Here is a 22,263-nt window from a genome sequence, read left to right on the forward strand (position 1 = left end):
TCACCCAATCATTGATGAAGCATTCACTCGGGAAACCATCGATGCCGAGGCTGTACGCCAAGTATTAGAAATCAATGAACACGATGCTTTTGTATATATTTCGGGAAGCAAAGATCCCGATCAAGATATCGAGTTTTTAACAGCCCTTTTTCAAGGGCTTTCTGCATATCCTTCTTTTAATTTTGCACTACGTTTAGGTATTCATCCTGGGCTAAGCGATAAACAAGCCTATTTACACCGAGTTTGCACACTCATTGAGCAGTTCCCTGCACTCTCTACACACATTAAAATACTGATATCGAACAATGATAATCATTCATTAACTGAAATTGATGAGGGTATATTTTCTCAAAATTATGTCACCAACATACCAAAACATTCAGATAAGGTTTTAAGTAGTGAACAAATCACCACCGCCGCGGACGGTGTCGCTTCGGTATGCCCCGCTACTTTGACTAGTCTCGCTATTCTCCAAGGAAAACCGGCTTATGTGCACGATACATCGAAACCTTCGTTTTTTCCAAGTCAACGCGTCTACTCCGGTTCAACTCATCTATCGATGTTTTTTAATGCCTTGTTAGACCCTTCTCCTAAAGAACCATTAAGTAAACCTGATTTAGGACTTACAGAAAATAAATCCTTTGCCGAGGAAGTCGTGGACCGTCTAAATCAAACCATCTGTTAAACGATTGATCATTCATTTTTCAATGAAAGTAGCTCTCTTTTTTTACTTACCGATCTAAAAAGAGAGCTACGACGAGAATCTAATCTTCAGGACGTAACAAAGGAAATAGAATAACGTCTCGAATTGAAGGAGCATCTGTAAATAACATAGTGAGTCGATCAATACCAATACCCTCTCCCGCTGTAGGGGGCAATCCATATTCTAGGGCAACAATATAATCTTTATCGTAAGGCATGGCTTCTTCATCACCCGCCATTTTAGCGCGACTTTGTTCTGCAAAACGTGCGGCTTGATCCTCTGGATCATTTAATTCCGAAAATCCATTCGCCAATTCCCTGCCTGCGATATATAGTTCAAAGCGATCCGCTAAGTTTGGATTCTGGCTATTGCGACGCGCTAAAGGCGAAACTTCAATCGGATGTTCGGTAATAAACGTCGGTTCTTTGAGTTTTTCTTCCACGGTCTCTTCAAAAAGAGCAAACTGTAATTTCCCGATTGATTGACTCTGCACCACTTCTGGTTTTAATTTTAGCATTTGAGCAATCGCTTGCAAACTAGAAAGCGTAGTCAGTTCTTCTAAACTCCACTGTGGATTAAATGCGTGAATCGCTTCTAATACACTCAGGCGTTGAAACGGTTTCGATAAGTCAATGGTTTCACCTTGATAATCAATTTTTGCTTTATTAAAAATAGTCTGTGCTAACTGACGTAATAGCTGTTCGGTTAAATCCATTAAATCATGGTAATCCGCATACGCTTGATAGAATTCTAACATCGTAAATTCAGGATTATGACGCGTTGAAATGCCTTCATTTCTAAAGTTACGATTAATTTCGTATACTTTTTCGATTCCACCCACAACCAAACGCTTAAGATGCAGCTCCGGTGCAACGCGTAAAAATAGTTCCATATCCAATGTATTATGATGGGTTACAAAGGGTCTCGCTAATGCACCACCGGGTAAAGCATGCATCATCGGAGTCTCCACTTCGAGAAAGCCGCGTTCATTTAAAAATTGACGAATCTCTTGAACTAACTGCGAACGAATACGGAACGTTTGTTGGGTTTTTTCATCGGTCATTAAATCCAAATAGCGTTGACGATAACGCTGTTCTTTATCGGACGTTGATAGCCCATGAAATTTATCGGGCAAAGGTCGCAGTGATTTAGTTAATAATTCAAGCCGTTCGGCTTTGATGGATAATTGATTTGTTTTTGTTCTAAATACATAACCGTATACACCGACAATATCCCCTAAATCTAGATTTTTTACCGCCTCGATTGATCCATCTAACAAGTTTTCTTTTTTAACATACACTTGTATTTTTCCAGACATATCTTGTATATCTAAAAAAAGACTTTTACCCATATCTCTTTTTAATAAGATGCGTCCCGCTAAACAAACTGGCTGATTTGTTTGTGCTAATGACTCCGCCGTTTGCTGTTCGTAAGTAGTGAATACTTCGCTTGCTAACGTATTACGACGAAACTGATTAGGATACGCCTGGTTGGTTTCACGCCACTGCGCTAACTTATTGCGACGTTGTGCAAACACATCATCTGATATCGGGTTGGTTAGCGTTTCATCAGTCATTTTGATTATTCCAACATTAATTTTATATATTTAGATTCGATAAAAAAGCATTCTGATCAGTGGCCAACGAGAACCGTATCCTTTTCTTTTTATTCACTGAGAGCGAAGTCATTCACTATCACTCACTTTTTCTGTTTTCTGAACATTCACTTTATTGATCGATAAAGATCCCGATCAAACAGCATTGGAAACATTAGTAAAAATAAAAGGGCCGCTCAGTTGAAGTAAACCGCTTCTAGCAAGACGGTGGTTATTTTACCTCGACAGAAGACCTACTACAAACCCGATTTTAAGCTGGCAATCAGAAAAAGATTAATATTTCCATTGAGTACAGACTGCGTATTACCGGTTTCAACACCGGTTCGTAAATCTTTGATACGGGCATCATCCAAAACATAAGAACGTATTTGACTGCCCCAGCCAATCTCTCGTTTCAATGAGTCTTGATTTTGCTTTTCTTCCGCGCGTTTTCGTTGTTCTAACTCATATAATTTAGCGCGTAATTGCTTAAAAGCTTGATCGCGGTTTTTATGCTGCGACCGATTACTTTGTGATTGAACAACAATTCCTGAAGGAAAGTGAGTAATACGCACTGCTGAGTCCGTACGATTGACATGCTGGCCACCGGCACCACTGGCTCGATAGGTATCAATACGTAAATCTGCTGGATTAATATCAATATCAATATTTTCATCCACCTCTGGCGAGATAAAAACCGCTGCAAACGAGGTATGGCGGCGCTTATTGGCATCAAAAGGAGAAAGACGAACTAAACGATGAACCCCGGTTTCAGTTCGTAGCCAACCATATGCATAGTCACCTTCTAACTTAACTGTCGCGCTCTTTATCCCGGCTACCTCACCCGCCGAAACTTCAATTAAGGTGACTTTAAATTTATTTTGTTCGCCCCAACGTAGATACATACGAAGCAACATTTCTGCCCAATCTTGCGCTTCCGTGCCGCCCGATCCGGCCTGGATATCCAAGTAAGCAGAATGGCTATCCATTGGATTAGGGAACATACGTCTAAATTCAAGAACTTCAAGTTTTTTTCTACTTGTTCTAGATCGCGAACAACAGAATGGACGAGGTCTTGATCATCCTCGCTGAGCGCTAATTCAATAAACTCCTTACCTTCACGAAACGCGTGATCAAGTTGATTAAACGTATCAATTAATTCACTTAACTGGGCACGTTCTCTACCTAATGTTTGGGCTTTTTCAGGCTGATTCCAAATTTCCGGATTTTGGAGTTCTTGTTCAAGCTCTTGTTGGCGTTCATATTGGGCATCGTAGTCAAAGATACCTCCGCAGTTCAGAGGTTCTTTGCTCAAGTTCTTTTATTTTCTGGATGATCGGCGCAACTTCAAGCATAATGTTTAACTTAAAAACTTTTCTCTTTTTCTCTATTCAATCTTTAATTTATCAATACCTGGCTACGAACGCAGAAGGTTTTTCTTAACTCAAAAAAAGAACCTGATTTTCTCATCTGAAAAAATCAGGTTCTTAGAAGATCAATGCTTATTTCTTTTCCGTCACAACGGCTGGTAAGTTAACAGCAAACTTTCTTAGCGCTTCAACACCGGTTGCTTCAGCCTGTTTACACCACTCTTGTAATGCTTCTAAAAGCTCACGCTGTGTTGCCGTAGTACGATTCCAAATCGCTTGCAGTTTAACACGATACTGATAAACCAGCGCGATGACTTGATGCTTATCAATAATATCTTTAATTTGACGTTTATTTTCATCATTTAAAATAGCTTCTGAACGAATCAGAGGCACTTTTGCACGTTTGAGTAACGCTTTACTCATTAGTGTATTCGCTTTCTGTGTTTCTTCACGCCAAACAGGTAACAACACTTCTTTGCTATAACGTGCCATCACTTGGAAACGATTTGTAATTAATCCCGATAAGGTTTCAAGATCAACTTGTTTTTTTCCAGGAATCACTTTCATTTTAGGTGATACCCGTTTAACTTTCGCCAATCCTAAGATTTGGAACAGACGAATATAAAACCAGCCTAAATCAAATTCCCAGGGTTTAACTGACAATTTCGCCGAGGTTGGAAAGGTATGATGATTATTATGCAACTCTTCCCCACCAATCAATGCACCAATAGGGAAAAGATTACGTGCCGCATCACCACATTCAAAGTTACGATAGCCCCAATAGTGGCCGATACCATTCACTACTCCAGCGGCAAATAAAGGAATCCACATCATTTGTAGCGCCCAAATCGTCACCCCTGGCACACCAAATAACACCACATCAATCACAAACATCGTGATAATCCCGGCAACGCTATGTTTCGTATAGAGGTTACGTTCTAACCAGTCATCAGGCGTACCTTGACCATAACGTGACATGGTTTCGGCATTTTTCGATTCTTCTCGATAAAGCTCAGCACCTTCAAAAAAAACCTTCCGAATCCCTTTCACCTGCGGGCTATGAGGATCATCGGGTGTTTCACATTTGGCGTGATGTTTACGATGAATCGCGACCCATTCTTTGGTTTCCATACCGGTTGTCAACCAGAGCCAAAAACGAAAAAAATGACTAATAATCGGATGAAGCACTAGCGCTCTGTGTGCCTGACAACGATGTAAATAGACCGTTACCCCAACAATAGTGATATGAGTCAAAATTAACAGGGCAATCACATAACCCCAAAACGATAAATTTAACAATCCAAATAGCATATTGGAAACCTCTTGATATAAGTTAAGACGGAAAAGACCTGTCTTTCAACAGGCGATGTTCCGCTTCTATTCAGTTAAACTGGACAAACAAAAAAGCGTACACTCGCCTTTTAACAAAAAATTATTCTTCTTTATACTCAATTAACTTCACCACCTGTTGCACACCTGATACTTTTCTTGCAATGGCAACGGCAATATTGGCTTGTTTTTTGGTCGCCAAACCTAAGATATAAACGACCCCATTTTCCGTCACAATCTTAAAATTATTCGATTTGAGCCTCGAGTCTGCAAACATCCGCGTTTTTACGGAGGATGTTATCGCGATGTCTTTGGCACGTCTGTAAGCCGTAGTCGGAATGCCGAGGGTAATACGATTAAACACTCGCTTAACGTTTGGAACAGCTTGCGCATATTCCTCAGCTCTATGACGCAATTCTTCATCGTAAGCCTGGCCAGTCAATAACACGACCCGATTGTAACTGACTGCCGAAATTACCGGATCATTTACCAGCTTACGATTTACTTTAAAATTAATTTGTTCATCCGTCTTAATCGTTCCTAAGGAACGTGGGTCGGTCACAACACCACCGGTTGCTGCGCTGCCCGCTACAAACGCACCGGCCAAGCACCCCTGAAGCAGGAAAGTAAACAATAAAGCCAAGCCAAGTTTTTTCATCTATAAAATTCACCTTTAGTAAACTGGATGAGTAATTGTTAAAAAAGTTGCTTTTGTAAGCCAAATCAACTGACTGGGAAATAGGCCCAGAACGAGTAATAGTATAGCATTAATACTTAGCGCAAGGTAGGCATCTTTAGTAACATGAATTGTCATTAAAGTGGGTTCTGGCTCCTCAAAATACATCACTTTAACGACATTTAGATAGTAATAAGAGCCAATTATCGCAAAAATAACCGCTAAAGTGGCTAACCAGAGTTGGTGCGCCTCAATCAAAGCTTGGAGGATACCCATTTTAGCGAAAAAGCCAGCCATCGGTGGAATGCCTGAACATAATTAGGAGCATTAAAAATGCTAACCAAGGACTTCGTGCATTCAACCCTCGTAAAATCATTCACTTCTTCAATCGGTTTTCCAGGTTGGCTGACAACGATTAGCAATGCGAAAGCACCCAACGCCATCAGACCATAGATAAGCATATAAAACAGCGCCATGGCGTAACCAAACGCCGACCCAGCGACAAAGCCTAATAAGGCATAACCCATATGGGCAATGGCTGAATAGGCCAACATTCGTTTTAAATTGGTTTGAACAATCGCGACGAGATTTCCCAAGGCAAAGGAAAGAATCGCCATACTCGCCAGCAGAGGATGCCAATGACTCTGTAAGCTAGGCAAAGCATTAATGAGCAAGCGTATCGCCATCGCCAAACCTGCGATTTTGGGGCAGCACTAATAAACAGGGTCACCGGAGTCGGCACCTTGATAAACATCCGGGACCCAAAAATGGAAAGGTGCCGCACCCAGCTTAAACGCAAATCCGGCTGCAATAAAAATAAGGGCTAACGCAAGCACCTGCTGAGAAACAAGACTACCTTGTAAAATAATTTGCTGAATATCTGACAAAATCAGGGAATGGGTTGCACCGTATAACAAAGAGAGGCCATACAAAAATAACCCAGAAGCCAAGGCACCTAAAATAAAATACTTCATCGCCGCTTCTGCGCTGTATTGGGAATGGCGCTGTAACGCTACCAAAGCATATAAAGGAAACGATAACAGCTCTAAGCCCAAATAGAGGGTCAGTAAACTATTGGCGGAGGTCAATACCAACATTCCTAACACTGAAAATAAAGCCAATAAGTAAAAATCACCTGGATTTAGTGCATAGTCTTTTAGCGCTTTACGCGCATAAACCAAAGCAAATAAAGAGAAAAAAAGTAAGGCGGCTTGAATGAGATAACTCACCGGATCCCAAATAAAATGTTGATTAAATAGGGTCTGGCTAGGTATCTGATGAAAAAAATAGCACTAACCCTAACGTAACAATTAAACTCAGTTGCGCCAATGTATAAGTAAAGATACCCTCCTTTTGTTTAACGAAAAGTTCAACTAGCAATACTCCACACGTCATGACGAGTAATACAATTTCTGGAAGTGCCGTAAATTGAAATAGTTGTTGGTACATAATCATAATTTAGATTGTAAACTCAGATGGAAAATCGAATCCATGGATGCATGCATCAGTGTTAAAAGTGGTGCTGGATAAACCCCTAAGAAAATGATCGCCACACTCAAGAGGATAAAAACTGTTTTTTCAAATCCATGAATATCCTCACTTTGAGCGAGCTTTGGATTGGTTATTTCACCAAAAAATACGCGTTTATAGAGGGTCAGTGTATACGCGGCGCTCAATATAAGGGTGGTTGCCGCAATGAATGTAATCCAAAAACTGCCTTGCATCGCACTCAGCAGAATCATAAATTCACCGACAAATCCGGATGTACCCGGTAAGCCGACATTCGACATCGCAAACAGCATAAAAAAGCTGGCTAAGACCGGCATACGCAAGGCCAGTCCGCCGTAATCTTTGATAAGCCGGGTATGAAAACGATGTGCGAGCATCCCCACCGCTAAAAACATTGCCCCAGAACTAAAGGCATGAGAAATCATTTGCACCATCGCGCCTTCTAAGCTCATATAAGCCATTAACGTGTTATGGCTATGTTTGATGATTTCAAACAACATAAATGAACCGAGCACAACAAATCCCATATGCGCAATCGATGAGTAAGCAATTAAGCGTTTCATATCCACTTGCGCTAACGCCACAATACCAATGTATACAATCGCAATCAGTGAAAGCGTAATCATGAATACATCTAGATAACGACACGCATCGGGAACAATCGGTAAACTAAAACGCAGGAAACCATATCCCCCAAGTTTTAACATCAGTGCCGCTAACACAACCGACCCTCCGGCAGGCGCTTCAGTGTGTGCATCCGGTAACCAAGTATGAAATGGCCACATCGGAATCTTGACAGCAAAGGCAATTAAGAATGCAAAAAAGATCCAAAGCTGCTCGGTCATGGTCAGTTTTAACGGATAAAAATGGGCAATCGTAAAATCCGGAATACCGCTTTTCAATCCGAGATAAAGTAACCCGATTAACATCAGTACTGAACCGAGAAAGGTATAGATAAAAAACTTAATCGAGGCGTAAGAACGGTTAGCACTCCCCCACACACCAATACTAAGATACATGGGAATCAGTAACGCTTCCCAGAATACATAAAACAGAATAGAGTCGGTGGCGGCAAAGGTACCAATCATCATTCCTTGCATCACCAAAAACGCTGCCATGTACTGGGCAACACGTAATTTGATACTTTTCCAAGCCGCTAACACTACCAACAAGGTGGTAAAAATAGTTAAAAGAATTAATGGCAAAGAAATTCCATCGACACCCAACGCATAATTGACACGATAAGCACTGATCCAAGAAACATTTTCCTGAAATTGCATACTGCTTAAATGGGGATCAAATCCAAGATATAGCGGTATACACAGAGCAAGCGATACGAGTGAAGTCACTAAAGCAACCCAGCGCGCGCGTTGAGGGTATTCATCACCGTTTACAGCCACCGCAAGCACCGCTCCCAAGATGGGTAACCAAATCAGCAGACTTAGCAGATGGCTATGAATAAAAGTAGAAAATGAAGTCAGTAAGTTTAATAGCATCTGTTACAGTAATTAAGTTTATAGTAAAAAAATAATGGAAAACAACAACACGCCTAGCAACATAATCCAAGCGTACTGGAAAAGATAACCGGATTGCAGACGACGCAGCACTTGCGAAAACCAATTAATTCGTCGTGCGGATCCATCCACTAAATAGTTATCTAGAAAACGAGCATCCAGTTTAAAAAACCACTGTGCTAAACGCTGTCCACCGCGAACAAAGAACCACTCGTTGAATTCATCAAAACCATATTTATGAATAAGAATCTGATAAACCCAAGCAAACCGCGCTTTTAAGCGAGCCGGCCAAGCCGGAAATTTGCGATACGCCAACCAGGCGCTACCGATTCCGAAGAATGCAAAAAGCGTCGCAGTATGTTGGATTAACCTTACCGGCAAAGAAACAAGCTCAGTCGTCGTTTGCGTAGCCAATGAAGTTAAACTGACCACCGAAGTACTTAGTAAGCCTGCTTTTTTCAAAAATAAATTCACTAATAAATAACCAGCAATCAAAGAAGGAATCGCTAAAGCAATTAAAGCAATTTGAATCACAGGCGGTGATTTTTCAACCGTTAACTCTTTAGGCAACGGTCCATGAAACACGACAAAGAAAACACGAAAGATATACAGTGCTGTAACGAATGCACCAATTAATACACAATAATACGCATAATGGGCCGCGGGCAACGTCGATTCATGAACGGCATCAATAATCGCTTCTTTTGAGTAAAATCCAGAGAAAGGTGGAATCGCCGCTAACGCAAGTGCGCCAATGAGAAAACAGAGATAAGTCAGCGGTAATCGTTTCCATAAACCACCCATTTTACGAATATCTTGTTGATGGTGAAGGCTTAAAATCACGGCGCCGGCGGCTAAAAAGAGCAATGCTTTGAAAAAGGCGTGAGTAACTAAATTGAAAAATACCGGCAGTGTAAGCGGAAGCACCGAGTGCAACCATCATATAACCGAGTTGCGATAACGTCGAATAGGCAATCACCCGTTTAATATCATTTTGCACCAATGCAACCAGGCCCATAAATAAAGCCGTCGTGCCCCCTAAGATCAGAATTAAGTTAAGGACTTCCGGTGAAGACTGGTAAAGAGGCGAAAGACGGGCAACCAGATAAACCCCAGCCGTGACCATGGTCGCGGCGTGAATTAACGCCGAGATAGGTGTGGGACCTTCCATCGATTCTGGCAACCAAACATGCAATGGTACCTGAGCCGATTTACCCATTGCACCGACAAACAATAGAAAACAAATCAACGTAATCAAACCACAATTCACATTCGGCAATAGACGAACAGTGATGTCTTGAAACTGCGGCGCCAAATGAAAAACTTGCAAATAATCTAGGCTGCCAAAGTAACTAAACAGTAAGGCGATACCGAGTAAAAATCCAAAATCACCGACTCGATTGACGAGAAAGGCTTTTAAACTCCCCGCATTTGCTGAGGGACGTTTAAACCAAAAACCAATTAATAAATACGAAACAAGACCGACCGCCTCCCAACCAAAAAAGAGCTGCAAAAAATTATTAGCACTCACCAACATCAGCATCGCGAACGTAAACGCGGACATATAACTAAAAAGCGTTAGAAAACCAATATTAAAACGAAATTTAGCAGTTAAATCCCAAAGATAAAGATTTGCATCGTAGGCAGCGCTGTGTAGAAAAAAAAATTGGTACGCAAAATAAAGCGAGAGTAGAAAAGACAAGGTGACGCCCAGCGTTGTCACCGAATGTGCGACACGCTGACTGACAGCTTTGCCACCCAGTCCTGCGATTAACGCGCCCAAGAGTGGAAAAGAAACTAATGCCAAGGTCAGTAATTGATAATTCATGTCATTAACCTTTCAAACGATGCAACGCATCAATTTCAATATTTTTAAGTGTTCGGAATAAAACAATTAAAATTGCTAAGCCTATCGCTGTTTCAACTGCCGCCACAGCAAGGATAAAAAACACAAAAATTTGACCGGCTAAATCATTAAAATAATGTGAGAAAGCGATAAAGTTCAGATTGACTGCCAATAAAAGTAATTCAATACAAATCAACAAATTCAGGATATTTTTGTGATGGATCATCAATCCAAATAACGCAACGCTAAACACCATCGCAGAAAGAATCAGATAATAACTAAGTGGTATCATTTTTTTGACTGGGCCTCCATCTTAATAATTTGTAACCGTTCAGCTTTGGTGACTTGAATTTGAGTTTCTGAGGCAATCGATTTATTTAAGCGTTTGGTTTTTGCGCTTAATGCAATGGTCTCAATAATAGCGACGAGCAATAAAACACCGACAATTTCAAACGGATACGCGTAATGAGTATAGAGAATATCGCCTAAATCTTGTGTATTGTGTGGACTCAATGAAGCAAGATGCCAAGTCGAGAAAGCGGTATCGGACCCCAACACGTAGCACAGCACAACGAGCAAAAGTACGGCGGTGACCAAGACATAAGGCCAATAGGGTGTAAATCGCTTTTGTCCTTCGGCGACTTCCAAATTTAAAGTCATAATCACAAACAGGAATAACGTCATCACCGCGCCGACGTAAACAAGAATCAGCACGAGCCCTAAAAATTCGGCCGTTAATAAAATCCATAAACCTGCCGCGGCAAAAAAAGCCAACACTAACGCTAACGCGCAACGTACAGGATTACGAGAAAGCACAGTCATCAAAGCCGCTACAATAAGTAACCCAGCAAAGAGAAAAAATATCAGTGACTGAATCGACATCGTCATAAGGACACTACTAAAATTTCAGAAGAATACGTCATGTTAGTTACCTAACCCCCCACAAGATACAACTTTTAGCCAAGTCAGGCTCGGGATAATGTGGCGAATTTTACTCTTTTTAAAAAAAATTACATTCATTTTTCTAGTTTTAAGTTCTTTATTTTTTGTCAAATCTCGTGCGGCCCATTCAAATAAAATAAGTAAATCTTCCTTTAACGGAACGGAGCATCTTCTGCTTTTTCTTCGGCAATTTGTTTTTCGTAATGATCGCCTAACGCCAATAATTTTTCTTTCGTCATGACTTGCTCGCCACGATTTTCAAAATGATAATGCGGGATATTGGTTTCAACAATCGCATCGACCGGACAGGCTTCTTCACAAAATCCGCAATAGATACATTTAAATAAATCAATTTCATACAGTGTGGTTCGTCGAGAACCATCATCTGGACGAGGTTCCGCTTCAATCGTAATCGCCAACGCTGGGCAAACCGCTTCGCACAGTTTACAGGCAATACAACGCTCTTCTCCATTCGGATAACGACGCAAGGCATGTAATCCACGAAAGCGGACTGAACGCGGTGTTTCCTCTTCAGGAAATTGGATCGTCGTTTTTTTCTTAAACAAATGACGTCCCGTAATACCCAGGCCTTTTAAGAGTTCCCAGAGGGTATACGTTTTAAATGTATGGACTGCTTTTTTAATCAAGTTCATGTGCTAAACCACGGAGCTAATTTAAATTGTACGGCTATCGCAACCACCGCGATCCAGAATAAGGTAACCGGTATTAAAATTTTCCAACCTAAACGCATCAGTTGATCGTAGCGATAACGTGGAAACGTGGCACGGGCCCAAATAAATAACCAAAGGAAACTCGCCATTTTGATAAACAACCAAGCGATCCCCGGCACCCAAAAAAATAAGGCTTCTAAAAAAGGAATTCCCTGAAACGGAGATAACCAGCCACCAAAAAATAGTAACGAAGCAATCGCCGCAATCAAAATCATATTCATGTATTCGGCAAGGAAAAACAGCGCGAAAGCCACACCGGAATACTCGACATGAAAGCCCGCAACAATTTCAGACTCCCCTTCGGCCAAATCAAATGGCGCACGATTTGTTTCTGCCACGCCTGAAATCCAGTAGGTAACAAATAAGGGTAATAAAGGTAACCAAAACCAATGCCAAAAACCGCCTTGTTGTTTCAGAACAATCTCCTGGAGATTCATTGAGCCGGCAGCCAATAAAACACCGACAAAAGCAAACCCCATGGCGATTTCATACGAAATCGTCTGTGCCGCGGCACGTAACGCACCCAGCAAGGCATATTTTGAATTGGTCGCCCAACCCGCAATTAAAATACCGTAAACGCCAAGGGACGTAATCGCAAATAAATACAGTACACCAGCATTAATTTGCGCCAACGCCATCCGCTCACTAAAAGGAACAACGGCCCAAGCGGCTAACGCCGGTGCAATAGTAATAATTGGTGCCAAAATAAATAAACGGCGATTGGCTTCAGTGGGAAGAATAATTTCTTTGGTCAGGAGTTTCACTACATCGGCGATGGGTTGTAAAAAACCAAACGGTCCAACACGATTCGGTCCAATTCGCGATTGAATATAACCTATTCCCTTGCGCTCGATAAAAGTCAAATAAGCAACCGTAAGCAATAACGGAATCGTAATACAAACGATTAATCCAAACCGGGAGATGCGCCTCACCTCGCCCTTGTACAACGCGGACGACTTGTCCTGCACTGAGTTGCCGTTGGTGCGCTAAAACACTATTTATAGTAATACCGATAGAATCACTTGCCGCCGAATTTTGTAACGCGGTTGATCGGCGAACGAGACTATCCGCTTGATAAAGTGGCCATTCGGTGACGTTGAATACCCGTAAACGCACCAAAGTCCGCAAGATTGGTTAATCCGGCAAGTGTCGACAGCGTTGAAGGCATCACCACCTCAGGTTTTTGTTTTACTGCTTCTAACTCAGACTGAATAAATTGATGAGTAGCTTGATCAAAGTCATCTAAATCCAGTAATTGACCTAACGTTTGTAAAATTTCCCAACCGGGTTTGGCTTGTCCTAAGGGTGGAATCACGGGCGTTGTTGAATTCCAGCCAAATTGACGTAGCTCCCTTCCGTTTCGGCAAACGTTGCCATCGGTAAAAGAACCTGCGCATGATTGAGCAGTGATTTCGATTTAAAAGAAGATAACGCAATCACCCATTCCGCTTGTCGCAACGCATGGGTCACTTGTGAAGAGTTGGCACAATCGAGCGGTGGTTCAATGTTAACAAGAAAATAAGCTTTCAGCGCCGCATTAATCATTTCATGGGCAGCTAATCCCGGTGTCGCAATATCGATACCACCGGCTAAACGATGTGGAACCGCACCCGCCCAGTAAGCACCGGCACTATTTGCACCTTCGGTCAGAAAAATCAGGCGTGCGCCGGTTTGTGTCGTAATACAGCGAGCAAGCTGACGAATGAGTGCCGCCTGGGGATGATTATGTGCCAAAGCACCCAATATCACCGTGGTTTTTTCAACTTTCAATTCTTCAGCAATGTTGCGATGCTGCGCAGTGACGGTGATGTCAGACCACTCTTTAGGCAGGATAGTTTCCTGACAAGCTAATGCTTTAATTAAGGCAATTAATTGTAAGACAAGCTGGTGAGGTGGCACCACAATCGATTCGGTTAAAGGAAATGATACACCGATCGCTACACAATGAATACTCGTTATTTTTGCCCCGGACAAATACGCTTTGCGTAAGCGATGTGCCGCTAAAGGTTGTTCACGCTGGATATTTGAACCAATCAATAACACAGATTGCTGCTGCTCCAATTCAGGAAGCGGAATTCCCGGTAAATAGAGCGGCAAGCTGGATTGATCCGAGGTATCGGTTTGATGTAGACGATGATCAATATGTTGGCTACCTAGGCCTCGCCATAATTTTTGGAGTAAATAACATTCTTCGGTGGTACTACTGGGTGAAATTAAAGCACCCATCGATTGAGGGCCATACTTTTGGCGTATTTTTTTTAAACCCTGCACGGCTTTTTCTAAAGCGGTATCCCAATCGACAATAAACCACTGCCCGTTTTCTTTAATATAGGGTTTGGTTAAACGCTCAGTACTGTGAATCGCCAAATAACTATAACGATCGCGATCAGATAACCAAGTTTCATTAATCGCTTCATTCTCTCTCGGTACTGCGCGCATCACTTGATTGCGACGGGTATGTAAATAAATATTTGAACCTAAACAATCATGTGGCGCAATGGAAGGTAATTGTTGTAACTCCCAAGCTCGAGCACTAAAACGAAACGGTTTCGAAGTCAGTGCACCGACTGGACATAAATCAATGATATTACCCGATAGTTCAGATTCTAAACTTTGTGATTTGTAAATTTTCACCCCGATACATCGTACCGAGTTCTTTTAAGCCCGCTATTTCCTGGCCAAAACGCACACAGCGCGTACATTGAATACAGCGCGTCATTTCGGTCGCAATCAGACTGCCTAAATTATCATCCTTAACTGAACGCTTCCCTTCCGTAAAACGCGAAATCGATTGGCCATATCCCAATGATAAATCTTGAAGTTCACATTCGCCCCCTTGATCACAAATCGGACAGTCAAGAGGATGATTAATTAATAAAAATTCCATTACTGCGCGTTGTGCTTCTTTCGCCTTTGGGGAAGTGGTGAAGATTTTCATTCCCGCCGTCACGGGGGTTGCACAAGCAGGTAACGGCTTACCCGATTTTTCGACTTCCACCAAACACATCCGGCAATTGGCAGCAATTGAAAGCTTTTTGTGATAACAAAAACGGGGAATATAAATGCCTACTTTATCAGCCGCTTCAATAATGGTTGTGTTTTGCTCGACATGCAACAAACGGCCGTCGATTTCAATTTCGATTATATTTTTCACGTTAAAACTCACTCATGGGTATCACCCACGGGACAGCGTTTATGTTGAATATGGTCAATAAAATCCTGACGAAAATGCTTAATAAAACTTTGGACAGGCATCGCTGCGGCATCTCCCAACGCGCAAATCGTATGCCCCATAATTTTCCCAGCCACACTGGTCAGTAAATCGAGATCTTCCATACGCCCTTCCCCGTTTTCAATACGATGCAAGACACGCCACATCCATCCCGTTCCCTCGCGACAAGGCGTACATTGTCCGCAGGACTCTTCTTTATAAAAATGGGCAATTCGAGTTAATACTTTCACCATACAGGTGGTGTCATCCATTACAATTACCGCGCCTGAACCCAACATCGAACCCGCTTTGCTGATCGAATCATAATCCATATCGGTATTGAGCATGATATCGCCAGGCCGGGAATCACGGCTTTTAATTTACGCCCGGCATAGACCCCCCCGGCTAATTTCAACAATTCCGCAAAAGGAGTGCCTAATGGAATTTCAAAATTACCGGGCCGTTCAACATGGCCGCTGACACTAAATAATTTACAGCCACCATTATTAGGCTTACCCAACTCTAAAAACCATTGTCCACCTTGCTGTAAAATGACCGGAACTGAAGCAAGTGTTTCCGTATTGTTGATGGTCGTTGGCCGGCCATATAAACCATAATTCGCCGGAAAAGGAGGTTTAAAGCGCGGAAATCCTTTTTTACCTTCCAAAGATTCCATTAAAGCGGTTTCTTCACCGCAAATATAAGCGCCGGCACCGAGATGATTATGTAACTGAAAATCAAACCCTGAACCCAACAGATTTTTACCGAGATAACCGGCCGCGCGTGCTTCTTGCAGCGCGGCTTCGCAACGCACAAACGGTTCATGATACTCACCACGAATATAGTTATACCCAACCGTCGCACCCATGACATAACCAGCAATAATCATTCCCTCAATCAACTGATGGGGATTAAAACGTAAAATATCACGATCTTTACACGTACCGGGCTCACCCTCATCCGAGTTACACAACACATATTTTTGTCCCGGTGCGGCACGGGTAATAAAACTCCATTTCAAACCAGTTGGAAAACCTGCCCCGCCTCGACCACGTAAACAAGCGGTTTTTAATTCAGCAATGATCTGCTCTGGCGCAACGTTTTCTCGCAAAATTTTTTCAAGGACTTGATAGCCTCCGACTTGACGATAGCTGGCTAAACTCCAAGGTTCTTCTAAATGTAAAGTCCGAAAACAAATGTCATTGGCCATTTAATTCATCCAAAATTTCGTCTGTTTTTTGTGGCGTTAAATTTTCATAGTAACGCTCACCAATATGTATGACCGGTGCATTGACACACGCGCCCAAACATTCCACTTCTTTTAAAGTGAACTGGCCATCGGCTGTGGTTTGTCCCCAATCAATCTGCAAACGCTGTTTTAAATGCTGGACAATTTTATCGCAACCTTTGAGCATACAAGAAATATTGGTACACACGGCAATTTTATGACGTCCAACCGGCGCAAGTTCATACATCGAATAAAACGTTGCCACTTCATACGCCACCACGCGCGACATGTTCAGATAATCAGCCACAGCATCGATTAACTCTCGAGATAAATAACCTTGATTCGACGCTTGTGCTAAAGTCAGCGCAGGTAATACGGCCGATTGACGGCGCTCTGGCGGATACTTTTCAACCCGCTGATCAATCGCCGCTTTGAGTGATTCGGTCAACAAATCAGCAGGAGTTATTAAGCTGGAAAGGATAGCCACTAAATCGGCAATCATATGCCCGGAAACCAGTTCATTTAACGCAGCCAGATGTGGAAAACCGGCCGCGCGAATTTTAACACGGTACGGTTTATTGGCGCCGTCTGAAACCAAATAAATACCAAATTCGCCTTTTGGATGCTCAATTGCCGCATAAGCTTCTCCAGGAGGCGTACAATACCCTTCTGTAAACAACTTAAAGTGATGAATTAAAGATTCCATGTCTTCTTTCATTTCAACTCGGTTTGGCGGCGCAATTTTATGATCCGTAATCATGACCGGGCCCGGATGCTGACGTAACCAAGCAATACACTGTTGAATAATCCGTGTGGATTGGCGCATTTCTTCGACACGAATCAAATAACGATCGTAGCAATCGCCTTGACGACCAATAGGAATATCAAAATCGAGCTGATCATAAACTTCGTAAGGCTGCTTTTTACGCAGATCCCAAGCCACCCCAGACCCCCGTAAAATCGGACCAGTACAACCTAACTGTACAGCACGTTCTGGAGTCAGCACGCCGATACCAACAGTTCGTTGTTTCCAAATGCGGTTATCTGTGAGCAAATTTTCATACTCATCAATACACTGCGGGAAACGATTTGCAAAATCCGTGAGAAAATCGAGCAACCCTCCCTCGCGGTTGGCATTCATCTTTTGAACATCTTTTTTATTATGCCATTTAGAAACTTTATATTGTGGCATCTTGTTCGGCAAATCACGGTAAACACCACCGGGTCGGTAATACGTGGCATGCATACGTGAACCGGATACCGCTTCATAACAGTCGATTAAATCCTCACGCTCACGAAAACAATAAAGAAACACGGTCATCGCCCCAATATCTAAGGCATGTGCACCCAACCATAACAAGTGATTCAAAATCCGGGTCACTTCATCAAATAAAACACGAATGTATTGCGCACGTTGCGGAGGAGTAATTCCGAGCAGTTTTTCAATGGCTAACACATACGCATGTTCATTACACATCATCGAAACATAATCGAGGCGGTCCATATAACCAATACTTTGATTATATGGTTTCGATTCAGCAAGTTTTTCTGTTGCACGATGCAATAAACCAATATGTGGATCTGCAGATTGGATCACCTCACCGTCCAGCTCTAAAATCAGACGTAATACCCCATGCGCGGCGGGATGTTGTGGACCAAAATTTAAGGTGTAATTACGAATTTCAGGCATCGGTTTGCTCCGATGAAGGGTTAAGCGGCGCATGGTTTGAAGGGGGGCGAATCGTCTTCGGAACTAATGTACGCGGCACAATAGTGACTGGCTGATAAATGACGCGTCCTTGTTCTGCATCATAACGCACTTCAACGTGTCCGCTAAGTGGAAAATCTTTACGAAAAGGATGACCGACAAAACCGTAATCAGTGAGTAAGCGTCGTAAATCGGGGTGGCCTGCAAATAAAACCCCGTATAAGTCAAACGCTTCACGTTCATACCAATTTGCTGCCGGCCAAATTGCATTGACCGACACCACCGTAGGCGGTTCACCTTCTACAAACACACGTAATCGTAAACGATGATTATGTGTCAAAGACAGCAAGTGGTAAACGACTGCAAAACGCGGCTTATCCCACACTACGGGTTGGCTTTGGCGACTCTTATCCACAGCACGCTCAAACCCCGTTAATGTGGCTGGACGAGTTTTCCATTCTGTAATCCCGTAGTCTTGATAATCAACGACACAAATATCAACTAACAATTCAAACTTAAAAACGGGGTCATCACGCAATCGATAACTGACTTCTTGCAAATCACACGCCATCAGTTCCAGAGTAATTTCATCTCGCTCACTCGTTACGGCACTTATCGACTTTTCAAAGTGAGCAACAAGGCGTTGTGTCAATTCAGTTAGGTATTCAGACATGATCACCACGCTCGATAAAACGGGTTTTCTTTATTTTATTTTGTAATTGCATAACACCATAGACTAACGCTTCGGCCGTAGGTGGACATCCTGGGACATAAACGTCCACCGGAACAATGCGATCACATCCGCGAACCACCGAATAAGAATAATGGTAATAGCCTCCGCCATTGGCACAAGAGCCCATTGAAATCACCCAGCGCGGCTCCGCCATTTGATCGTAGACTTTACGCAACGCTGGAGCCATTTTGTTACACAGAGTTCCGGCGACAATCATCACATCCGATTGCCGTGGACTGGGCCGAAACACGACACCAAAGCGATCTAAATCGTAACGGGATGCGGCAGAGTGCATCATTTCTACTGCACAACACGCCAAACCAAACGACATCGGCCAAAGTGAGCCACTGCGTGCCCAAGCGAGGAGTTTGTCAAGCGATGTGGTGACAAAGCCTTGTTGTTGTAATACAGACTCTATTCCCATGTCAGAGCCCCCTTTTTCCACTCATAAATAAAACCAATTAAAAGTAGTCCAAGAAAAAGTCCCATTGCAGATAAGCCCGCTAGGCCGATACGCCTTAATGAAACCGCCCAAGGAAATAAAAAAGCCGTTTCTAAATCAAAAATAATAAACAAGATAGCAATTAAATAGTAGCGAATATCAAAAGGAAGGCGTGCATTACCAACCCCAGGAAAACCACACTCATAAGGTGAGAGCTTGGCCACATCGGGGCGATGAGGGGAGGCGCTACGACCAAGCAACAGCGCAACGATCCCGATAAATAGGCCAAAAGCCATAAAAATCAGAATTGAAAAATAGGGTTGCAACATGATGATATCTGTTCTTTTGACTGAGTTGCGCGGTAGTATACAACTTTCATTGTGAATAATTCTACCCGTAAACTGGCTAAAAAGGTGGATAAGTGACGATTATGAAAATAATCGGTTGTTTTTTATTAATTTAGAGATAAAAAATACTTTTTCATGAGATTTTTGTCTTATTCTTTCGGCCGGATTCTCACGCGTATTGAAAAAAGCCATGAAGAAAAGAAACGATAGATCTCTCTTATCCTTTTTACCCCTTTGTCAAAGAACCTCGCCACTCATGCGAATCCGCGCCTTCCTTGGACAAGACTTATCCAAACGTCAAAATGTGCGCACAATCTTTTCATTCTCTATTATTTTGTAAAATTTGTTTGCATCACACAATAGATTGTTTTTGTAACCCTTCTAGACACCGTTCGCTCCCTACCTTTTATTACAAACGATCGCGCTTCTGATGAAGTATTCATCAAACACTCCCCCTTTTATCCTTTATCAAATAGCGTATCGTTTACAAAAACCAGTGAATTCCATAAACTGCGTTATGATCCTTGAGCTTTAATTTCATGAAAAGCAGAACCCATTTTTAATATGTTAGTGCTACGTTATATTTGCTTGGCTTTCTTTTTTCTATTCTTCAGCCAACTTGCCTACGGAGCAATGCAAAACATTTGTCATCCTAAACCCAACCCCACTCTTGCACAATATATCATTGGTTATGGCTCAATTATTCAATCGAAATCAAAACGACAAACCGATCCAAGTAGTGGCGAAAGTCGACCAGTCCGGGTTACGGGTTATCGTCGCGGATGGCTCGCCCGTGGACTCTCAACCGGTTTGAGTACAACCTACCTTGGAATTATTCCTGAGCGACTGGGGCAGTTTAACGGCGTTTTTTTTTCAGTAAAGGGTCTAAAATCATTAATTCGTTACGATCAACGTGAACGTTATTACTGTCGAAAACAAGTCTTGCGATCGGCGATTGAACCATTAGATGGATCGCCGTTGCCTGTGGGAGAGTTTTGGATCTACATACTTAAACCTTCTGCACAAGCGATCCCCTCAACACACTATCCAATTGTCCAATCTTATGTAGATGTTTTTTTATCGGGTTGTTTTGAGATTGCTGAAAAATATCACTTAAAAGATTTTTCAACAGAATGTGTGGTCTCCACAACGAATTGGTCTAAATATTGGGTCAATGATCGCCTTTATCCACGTCGTCCCTTTGTTTTTGAACCCAAAGCACTCGAAATTGATGCGCTTTTAGCAAAAAAAGTACCTAAAGCGTTTTCACAAGTAAAAATAGAAGGTCGTGATTAATTTTCTTTCGTATTGTTCTGTTCTACCATCTCTTTAATTCGATTTATCTTTTTTAATACCGATGATAGCATTATTCTAATAACTAATATGGATAGGGTATGCGTCGTGTCACTCTCCTTATTATTCTTTGCATTACCGTACTTAATTTAGTCTTTGTTTTGTTACCACTGCATGCTACACCTTTACCAAACCGTTATTCAGGAGAACTTTCTGTGGCCAGTTATACCTTAGGCAACGCAGATATCTTGTTCCCTCTCCTCGGTGATAGCGGTCATACTTTTTACTTAAATCCAACACTTGAATTCGGAAGCGATTATCAAGGTTACGCTGATTTAGGTTTAGGATACCGCTGGCCTGCAAAACAAAGCCTTTATTATTGGATTTTATCTTTTTGGTGGATACAGTCGTGGGAATCATGAAGCGAACCTCTGGGTAGCGAACCCAGGCTTTGAACTGTTGGGCAGGCGTTTGGATGCACATTTAAATGGTTATTTCGTCGGTGGTCAACGTAACCACATGTTGGGCGACGCTCGTCAACCTGTTTTGTTGATTGCTCAACATTCGGTTTATTATGGTCTTGTTGATCAGCGTGCCGTTCAGCATTCAGGATACGGAGGAGACATTTCAACAAAAAACGTTGATCAGCGTGCCGTTCAGCATTCAGGATACGGAGGAGACATTTCAACAAAAAACTAATAATAAGCAGGTAGCACCGCTGTTTCTCTTAACATCACTTGTGTGCCCTTAAAGCAATGCACGAAGATAAAAAAATATAGGTATAAAAAAACCCCGGAAGTCATTTGACGACCGGGGTTTTTGTTTTGTAAGAAGCCTGGCAATGCCCTACTTTCCCGTGGGGGAACCCCAAAGTATCATTGGCGCAAAGTAGTTTCACGGCTGAGTTCGGGATGGAATCAGGTGGTACCTACTTGCTAAGGTCGCCAGGCGATCGATTTCGAAAGCGTTTTTAAATGCTTTCTACTAAACCATAAAATCTGTAACAAGCGTTTGTTTGTATCTTTATTTTTAATGTGGATATGTCGCTTTCATTGATTGTCAATTTGATTAAAAATAACCAGTTGGA

22 protein-coding genes, 1 rRNA gene and 5 pseudogenes are annotated in these 22,263 nt (G+C 42.2%); 5 read left to right on the top strand and 23 right to left on the bottom strand.

The window, feature by feature from the left end; all coding sequences use genetic code 11:
* The first annotated feature begins 451 nt into the window (after nt 1–451).
* Nucleotides 452–685 carry a hypothetical protein gene (locus S3O_RS15510; RefSeq protein ID WP_050816848.1) on the top strand — a complete coding sequence of 78 codons (234 nt, stop codon included), beginning with the start codon at nt 452–454 and terminating at the stop codon, nt 683–685.
* A gap of 79 nt (nt 686–764) precedes the next feature.
* Here S3O_RS15510 and lysS read toward each other — a convergent pair whose 3' ends face one another.
* The 22 genes and pseudogenes from lysS to S3O_RS0105800 form a co-directional block, all read right to left on the bottom strand.
* Nucleotides 765–2,279, bottom strand: coding sequence for a lysine--tRNA ligase (gene lysS / locus S3O_RS0105705; protein WP_010598109.1), 1,515 nt, complete (start codon nt 2,277–2,279; stop codon nt 765–767).
* Between the two features lie 278 nt (nt 2,280–2,557).
* Nucleotides 2,558–3,652 (bottom strand): annotated as a pseudogene (locus S3O_RS15515) (PCRF domain-containing protein); the annotation flags it as partial.
* Nucleotides 3,653–3,799: 147 nt separating this feature from the next.
* Nucleotides 3,800–4,978, bottom strand: a complete 1,179-nt coding sequence (locus tag S3O_RS0105715) for a DesA family fatty acid desaturase (RefSeq protein ID WP_010598112.1) — start codon at nt 4,976–4,978, stop codon at nt 3,800–3,802.
* A 121-nt stretch (nt 4,979–5,099) separates the two neighbouring features.
* Nucleotides 5,100–5,654, bottom strand: coding sequence for a BON domain-containing protein (locus S3O_RS0105720; RefSeq protein ID WP_010598113.1), 555 nt, complete (start codon nt 5,652–5,654; stop codon nt 5,100–5,102).
* Nucleotides 5,655–5,669: 15 nt separating this feature from the next.
* Nucleotides 5,670–5,969, bottom strand: a complete 300-nt coding sequence (locus S3O_RS15520; protein ID WP_156792784.1) for a hypothetical protein — start codon at nt 5,967–5,969, stop codon at nt 5,670–5,672.
* A pseudogene (locus tag S3O_RS18860) lies at nt 5,927–6,769 on the bottom strand (NADH-quinone oxidoreductase subunit N). Before S3O_RS18860 ends, S3O_RS15520 begins: the two are co-directional and overlap by 43 nt.
* Before the next feature lie 169 nt (nt 6,770–6,938).
* Nucleotides 6,939–7,121, bottom strand: a complete 183-nt coding sequence (locus tag S3O_RS17320) for a hypothetical protein (RefSeq protein ID WP_029463678.1) — start codon at nt 7,119–7,121, stop codon at nt 6,939–6,941.
* A gap of 2 nt (nt 7,122–7,123) precedes the next feature.
* Entirely contained in the window at nt 7,124–8,677 is a 1,554-nt protein-coding gene (locus S3O_RS0105745) for a complex I subunit 4 family protein (protein WP_010598116.1), read from the bottom strand.
* Between the two features lie 18 nt (nt 8,678–8,695).
* Nucleotides 8,696–10,523: pseudogene (gene nuoL / locus S3O_RS13985) on the bottom strand (NADH-quinone oxidoreductase subunit L).
* A gap of 4 nt (nt 10,524–10,527) precedes the next feature.
* On the bottom strand, nt 10,528–10,833 hold the full coding sequence (gene nuoK / locus S3O_RS0105755; protein ID WP_010598119.1) for an NADH-quinone oxidoreductase subunit NuoK: 306 nt from the start codon (nt 10,831–10,833) through the stop codon (nt 10,528–10,530).
* The gene (locus tag S3O_RS0105760; RefSeq protein ID WP_029463680.1) at nt 10,830–11,423 is read right to left on the bottom strand and encodes an NADH-quinone oxidoreductase subunit J; all 594 of its coding nucleotides are present in this window, start codon (nt 11,421–11,423) and stop codon (nt 10,830–10,832) included. The genes nuoK and S3O_RS0105760 overlap by 4 nt, the downstream gene beginning before the upstream one ends.
* Before the next feature lie 212 nt (nt 11,424–11,635).
* Nucleotides 11,636–12,127, bottom strand: coding sequence for an NADH-quinone oxidoreductase subunit NuoI (gene nuoI, locus S3O_RS0105765; protein ID WP_408005672.1), 492 nt, complete (start codon nt 12,125–12,127; stop codon nt 11,636–11,638).
* 5 nt (nt 12,128–12,132) lie between these two features.
* Nucleotides 12,133–13,146 carry an NADH-quinone oxidoreductase subunit NuoH gene (gene nuoH, locus S3O_RS0105770; RefSeq protein WP_010598122.1) on the bottom strand — a complete coding sequence of 338 codons (1,014 nt, stop codon included), beginning with the start codon at nt 13,144–13,146 and terminating at the stop codon, nt 12,133–12,135.
* Between the two features lie 131 nt (nt 13,147–13,277).
* Complete coding sequence (locus S3O_RS15535; protein ID WP_010598123.1) at nt 13,278–13,529, bottom strand: NADH dehydrogenase subunit G; 252 nt, start codon at nt 13,527–13,529, stop codon at nt 13,278–13,280.
* Nucleotides 13,526–14,848 carry a molybdopterin-dependent oxidoreductase gene (locus tag S3O_RS13990; protein WP_010598124.1) on the bottom strand — a complete coding sequence of 441 codons (1,323 nt, stop codon included), beginning with the start codon at nt 14,846–14,848 and terminating at the stop codon, nt 13,526–13,528. Before S3O_RS13990 ends, S3O_RS15535 begins: the two co-directional genes overlap by 4 nt.
* Nucleotides 14,814–15,368, bottom strand: a complete 555-nt coding sequence (locus tag S3O_RS15540) for a 2Fe-2S iron-sulfur cluster-binding protein (RefSeq protein WP_010598125.1) — start codon at nt 15,366–15,368, stop codon at nt 14,814–14,816. Before S3O_RS15540 ends, S3O_RS13990 begins: the two co-directional genes overlap by 35 nt.
* Before the next feature lie 8 nt (nt 15,369–15,376).
* A pseudogene (nuoF, locus tag S3O_RS13995) lies at nt 15,377–16,635 on the bottom strand (NADH-quinone oxidoreductase subunit NuoF).
* Nucleotides 16,625–17,140 carry an NADH-quinone oxidoreductase subunit NuoE gene (gene nuoE, locus S3O_RS18865; RefSeq protein WP_235776227.1) on the bottom strand — a complete coding sequence of 172 codons (516 nt, stop codon included), beginning with the start codon at nt 17,138–17,140 and terminating at the stop codon, nt 16,625–16,627. Before nuoE ends, nuoF begins: the two are co-directional and overlap by 11 nt.
* Nucleotides 17,120–18,343 (bottom strand): annotated as a pseudogene (locus tag S3O_RS11670) (NADH-quinone oxidoreductase subunit D); the annotation flags it as partial. The pseudogene S3O_RS11670 and the gene nuoE, both read right to left, overlap by 21 nt.
* Nucleotides 18,336–19,034 carry an NADH-quinone oxidoreductase subunit C gene (locus S3O_RS0105790; protein ID WP_010598129.1) on the bottom strand — a complete coding sequence of 233 codons (699 nt, stop codon included), beginning with the start codon at nt 19,032–19,034 and terminating at the stop codon, nt 18,336–18,338. The gene S3O_RS0105790 and the pseudogene S3O_RS11670, both read right to left, overlap by 8 nt.
* Nucleotides 19,027–19,518, bottom strand: coding sequence for a NuoB/complex I 20 kDa subunit family protein (locus S3O_RS0105795; protein ID WP_010598130.1), 492 nt, complete (start codon nt 19,516–19,518; stop codon nt 19,027–19,029). Before S3O_RS0105795 ends, S3O_RS0105790 begins: the two co-directional genes overlap by 8 nt.
* On the bottom strand, nt 19,509–19,865 hold the full coding sequence (locus S3O_RS0105800; RefSeq protein ID WP_010598131.1) for an NADH-quinone oxidoreductase subunit A: 357 nt from the start codon (nt 19,863–19,865) through the stop codon (nt 19,509–19,511). Before S3O_RS0105800 ends, S3O_RS0105795 begins: the two co-directional genes overlap by 10 nt.
* 224 nt (nt 19,866–20,089) lie before the next feature.
* Between S3O_RS0105800 and S3O_RS20430 the strand changes: the two genes are divergently transcribed.
* The 4 genes from S3O_RS20430 (at nt 20,090) to S3O_RS0105815 (ending at nt 21,875) form a co-directional block, all read left to right on the top strand.
* Complete coding sequence (locus S3O_RS20430; protein ID WP_156792859.1) at nt 20,090–20,314, top strand: hypothetical protein; 225 nt, start codon at nt 20,090–20,092, stop codon at nt 20,312–20,314.
* Between the two features lie 202 nt (nt 20,315–20,516).
* Nucleotides 20,517–21,179, top strand: coding sequence for a gamma-glutamylcyclotransferase family protein (locus S3O_RS0105805; RefSeq protein ID WP_192805897.1), 663 nt, complete (start codon nt 20,517–20,519; stop codon nt 21,177–21,179).
* Between the two features lie 98 nt (nt 21,180–21,277).
* Nucleotides 21,278–21,598, top strand: a complete 321-nt coding sequence (locus tag S3O_RS0105810) for a hypothetical protein (RefSeq protein WP_010598133.1) — start codon at nt 21,278–21,280, stop codon at nt 21,596–21,598.
* A 49-nt stretch (nt 21,599–21,647) separates the two neighbouring features.
* Complete coding sequence (locus S3O_RS0105815) at nt 21,648–21,875, top strand: hypothetical protein (RefSeq protein ID WP_033227399.1); 228 nt, start codon at nt 21,648–21,650, stop codon at nt 21,873–21,875.
* Nucleotides 21,876–22,009: 134 nt separating this feature from the next.
* Here the strand turns inward: S3O_RS0105815 and rrf are convergent.
* Nucleotides 22,010–22,125 (bottom strand): 5S ribosomal RNA (gene rrf, locus S3O_RS0105820).
* Nucleotides 22,126–22,263 lie beyond the last annotated feature (138 nt).

The sequence above is a fragment of the Rickettsiella massiliensis 20B genome (genome assembly GCF_000257395.1).
Lineage (GTDB): Bacteria > Pseudomonadota > Gammaproteobacteria > Diplorickettsiales > Diplorickettsiaceae > Diplorickettsia > Diplorickettsia massiliensis.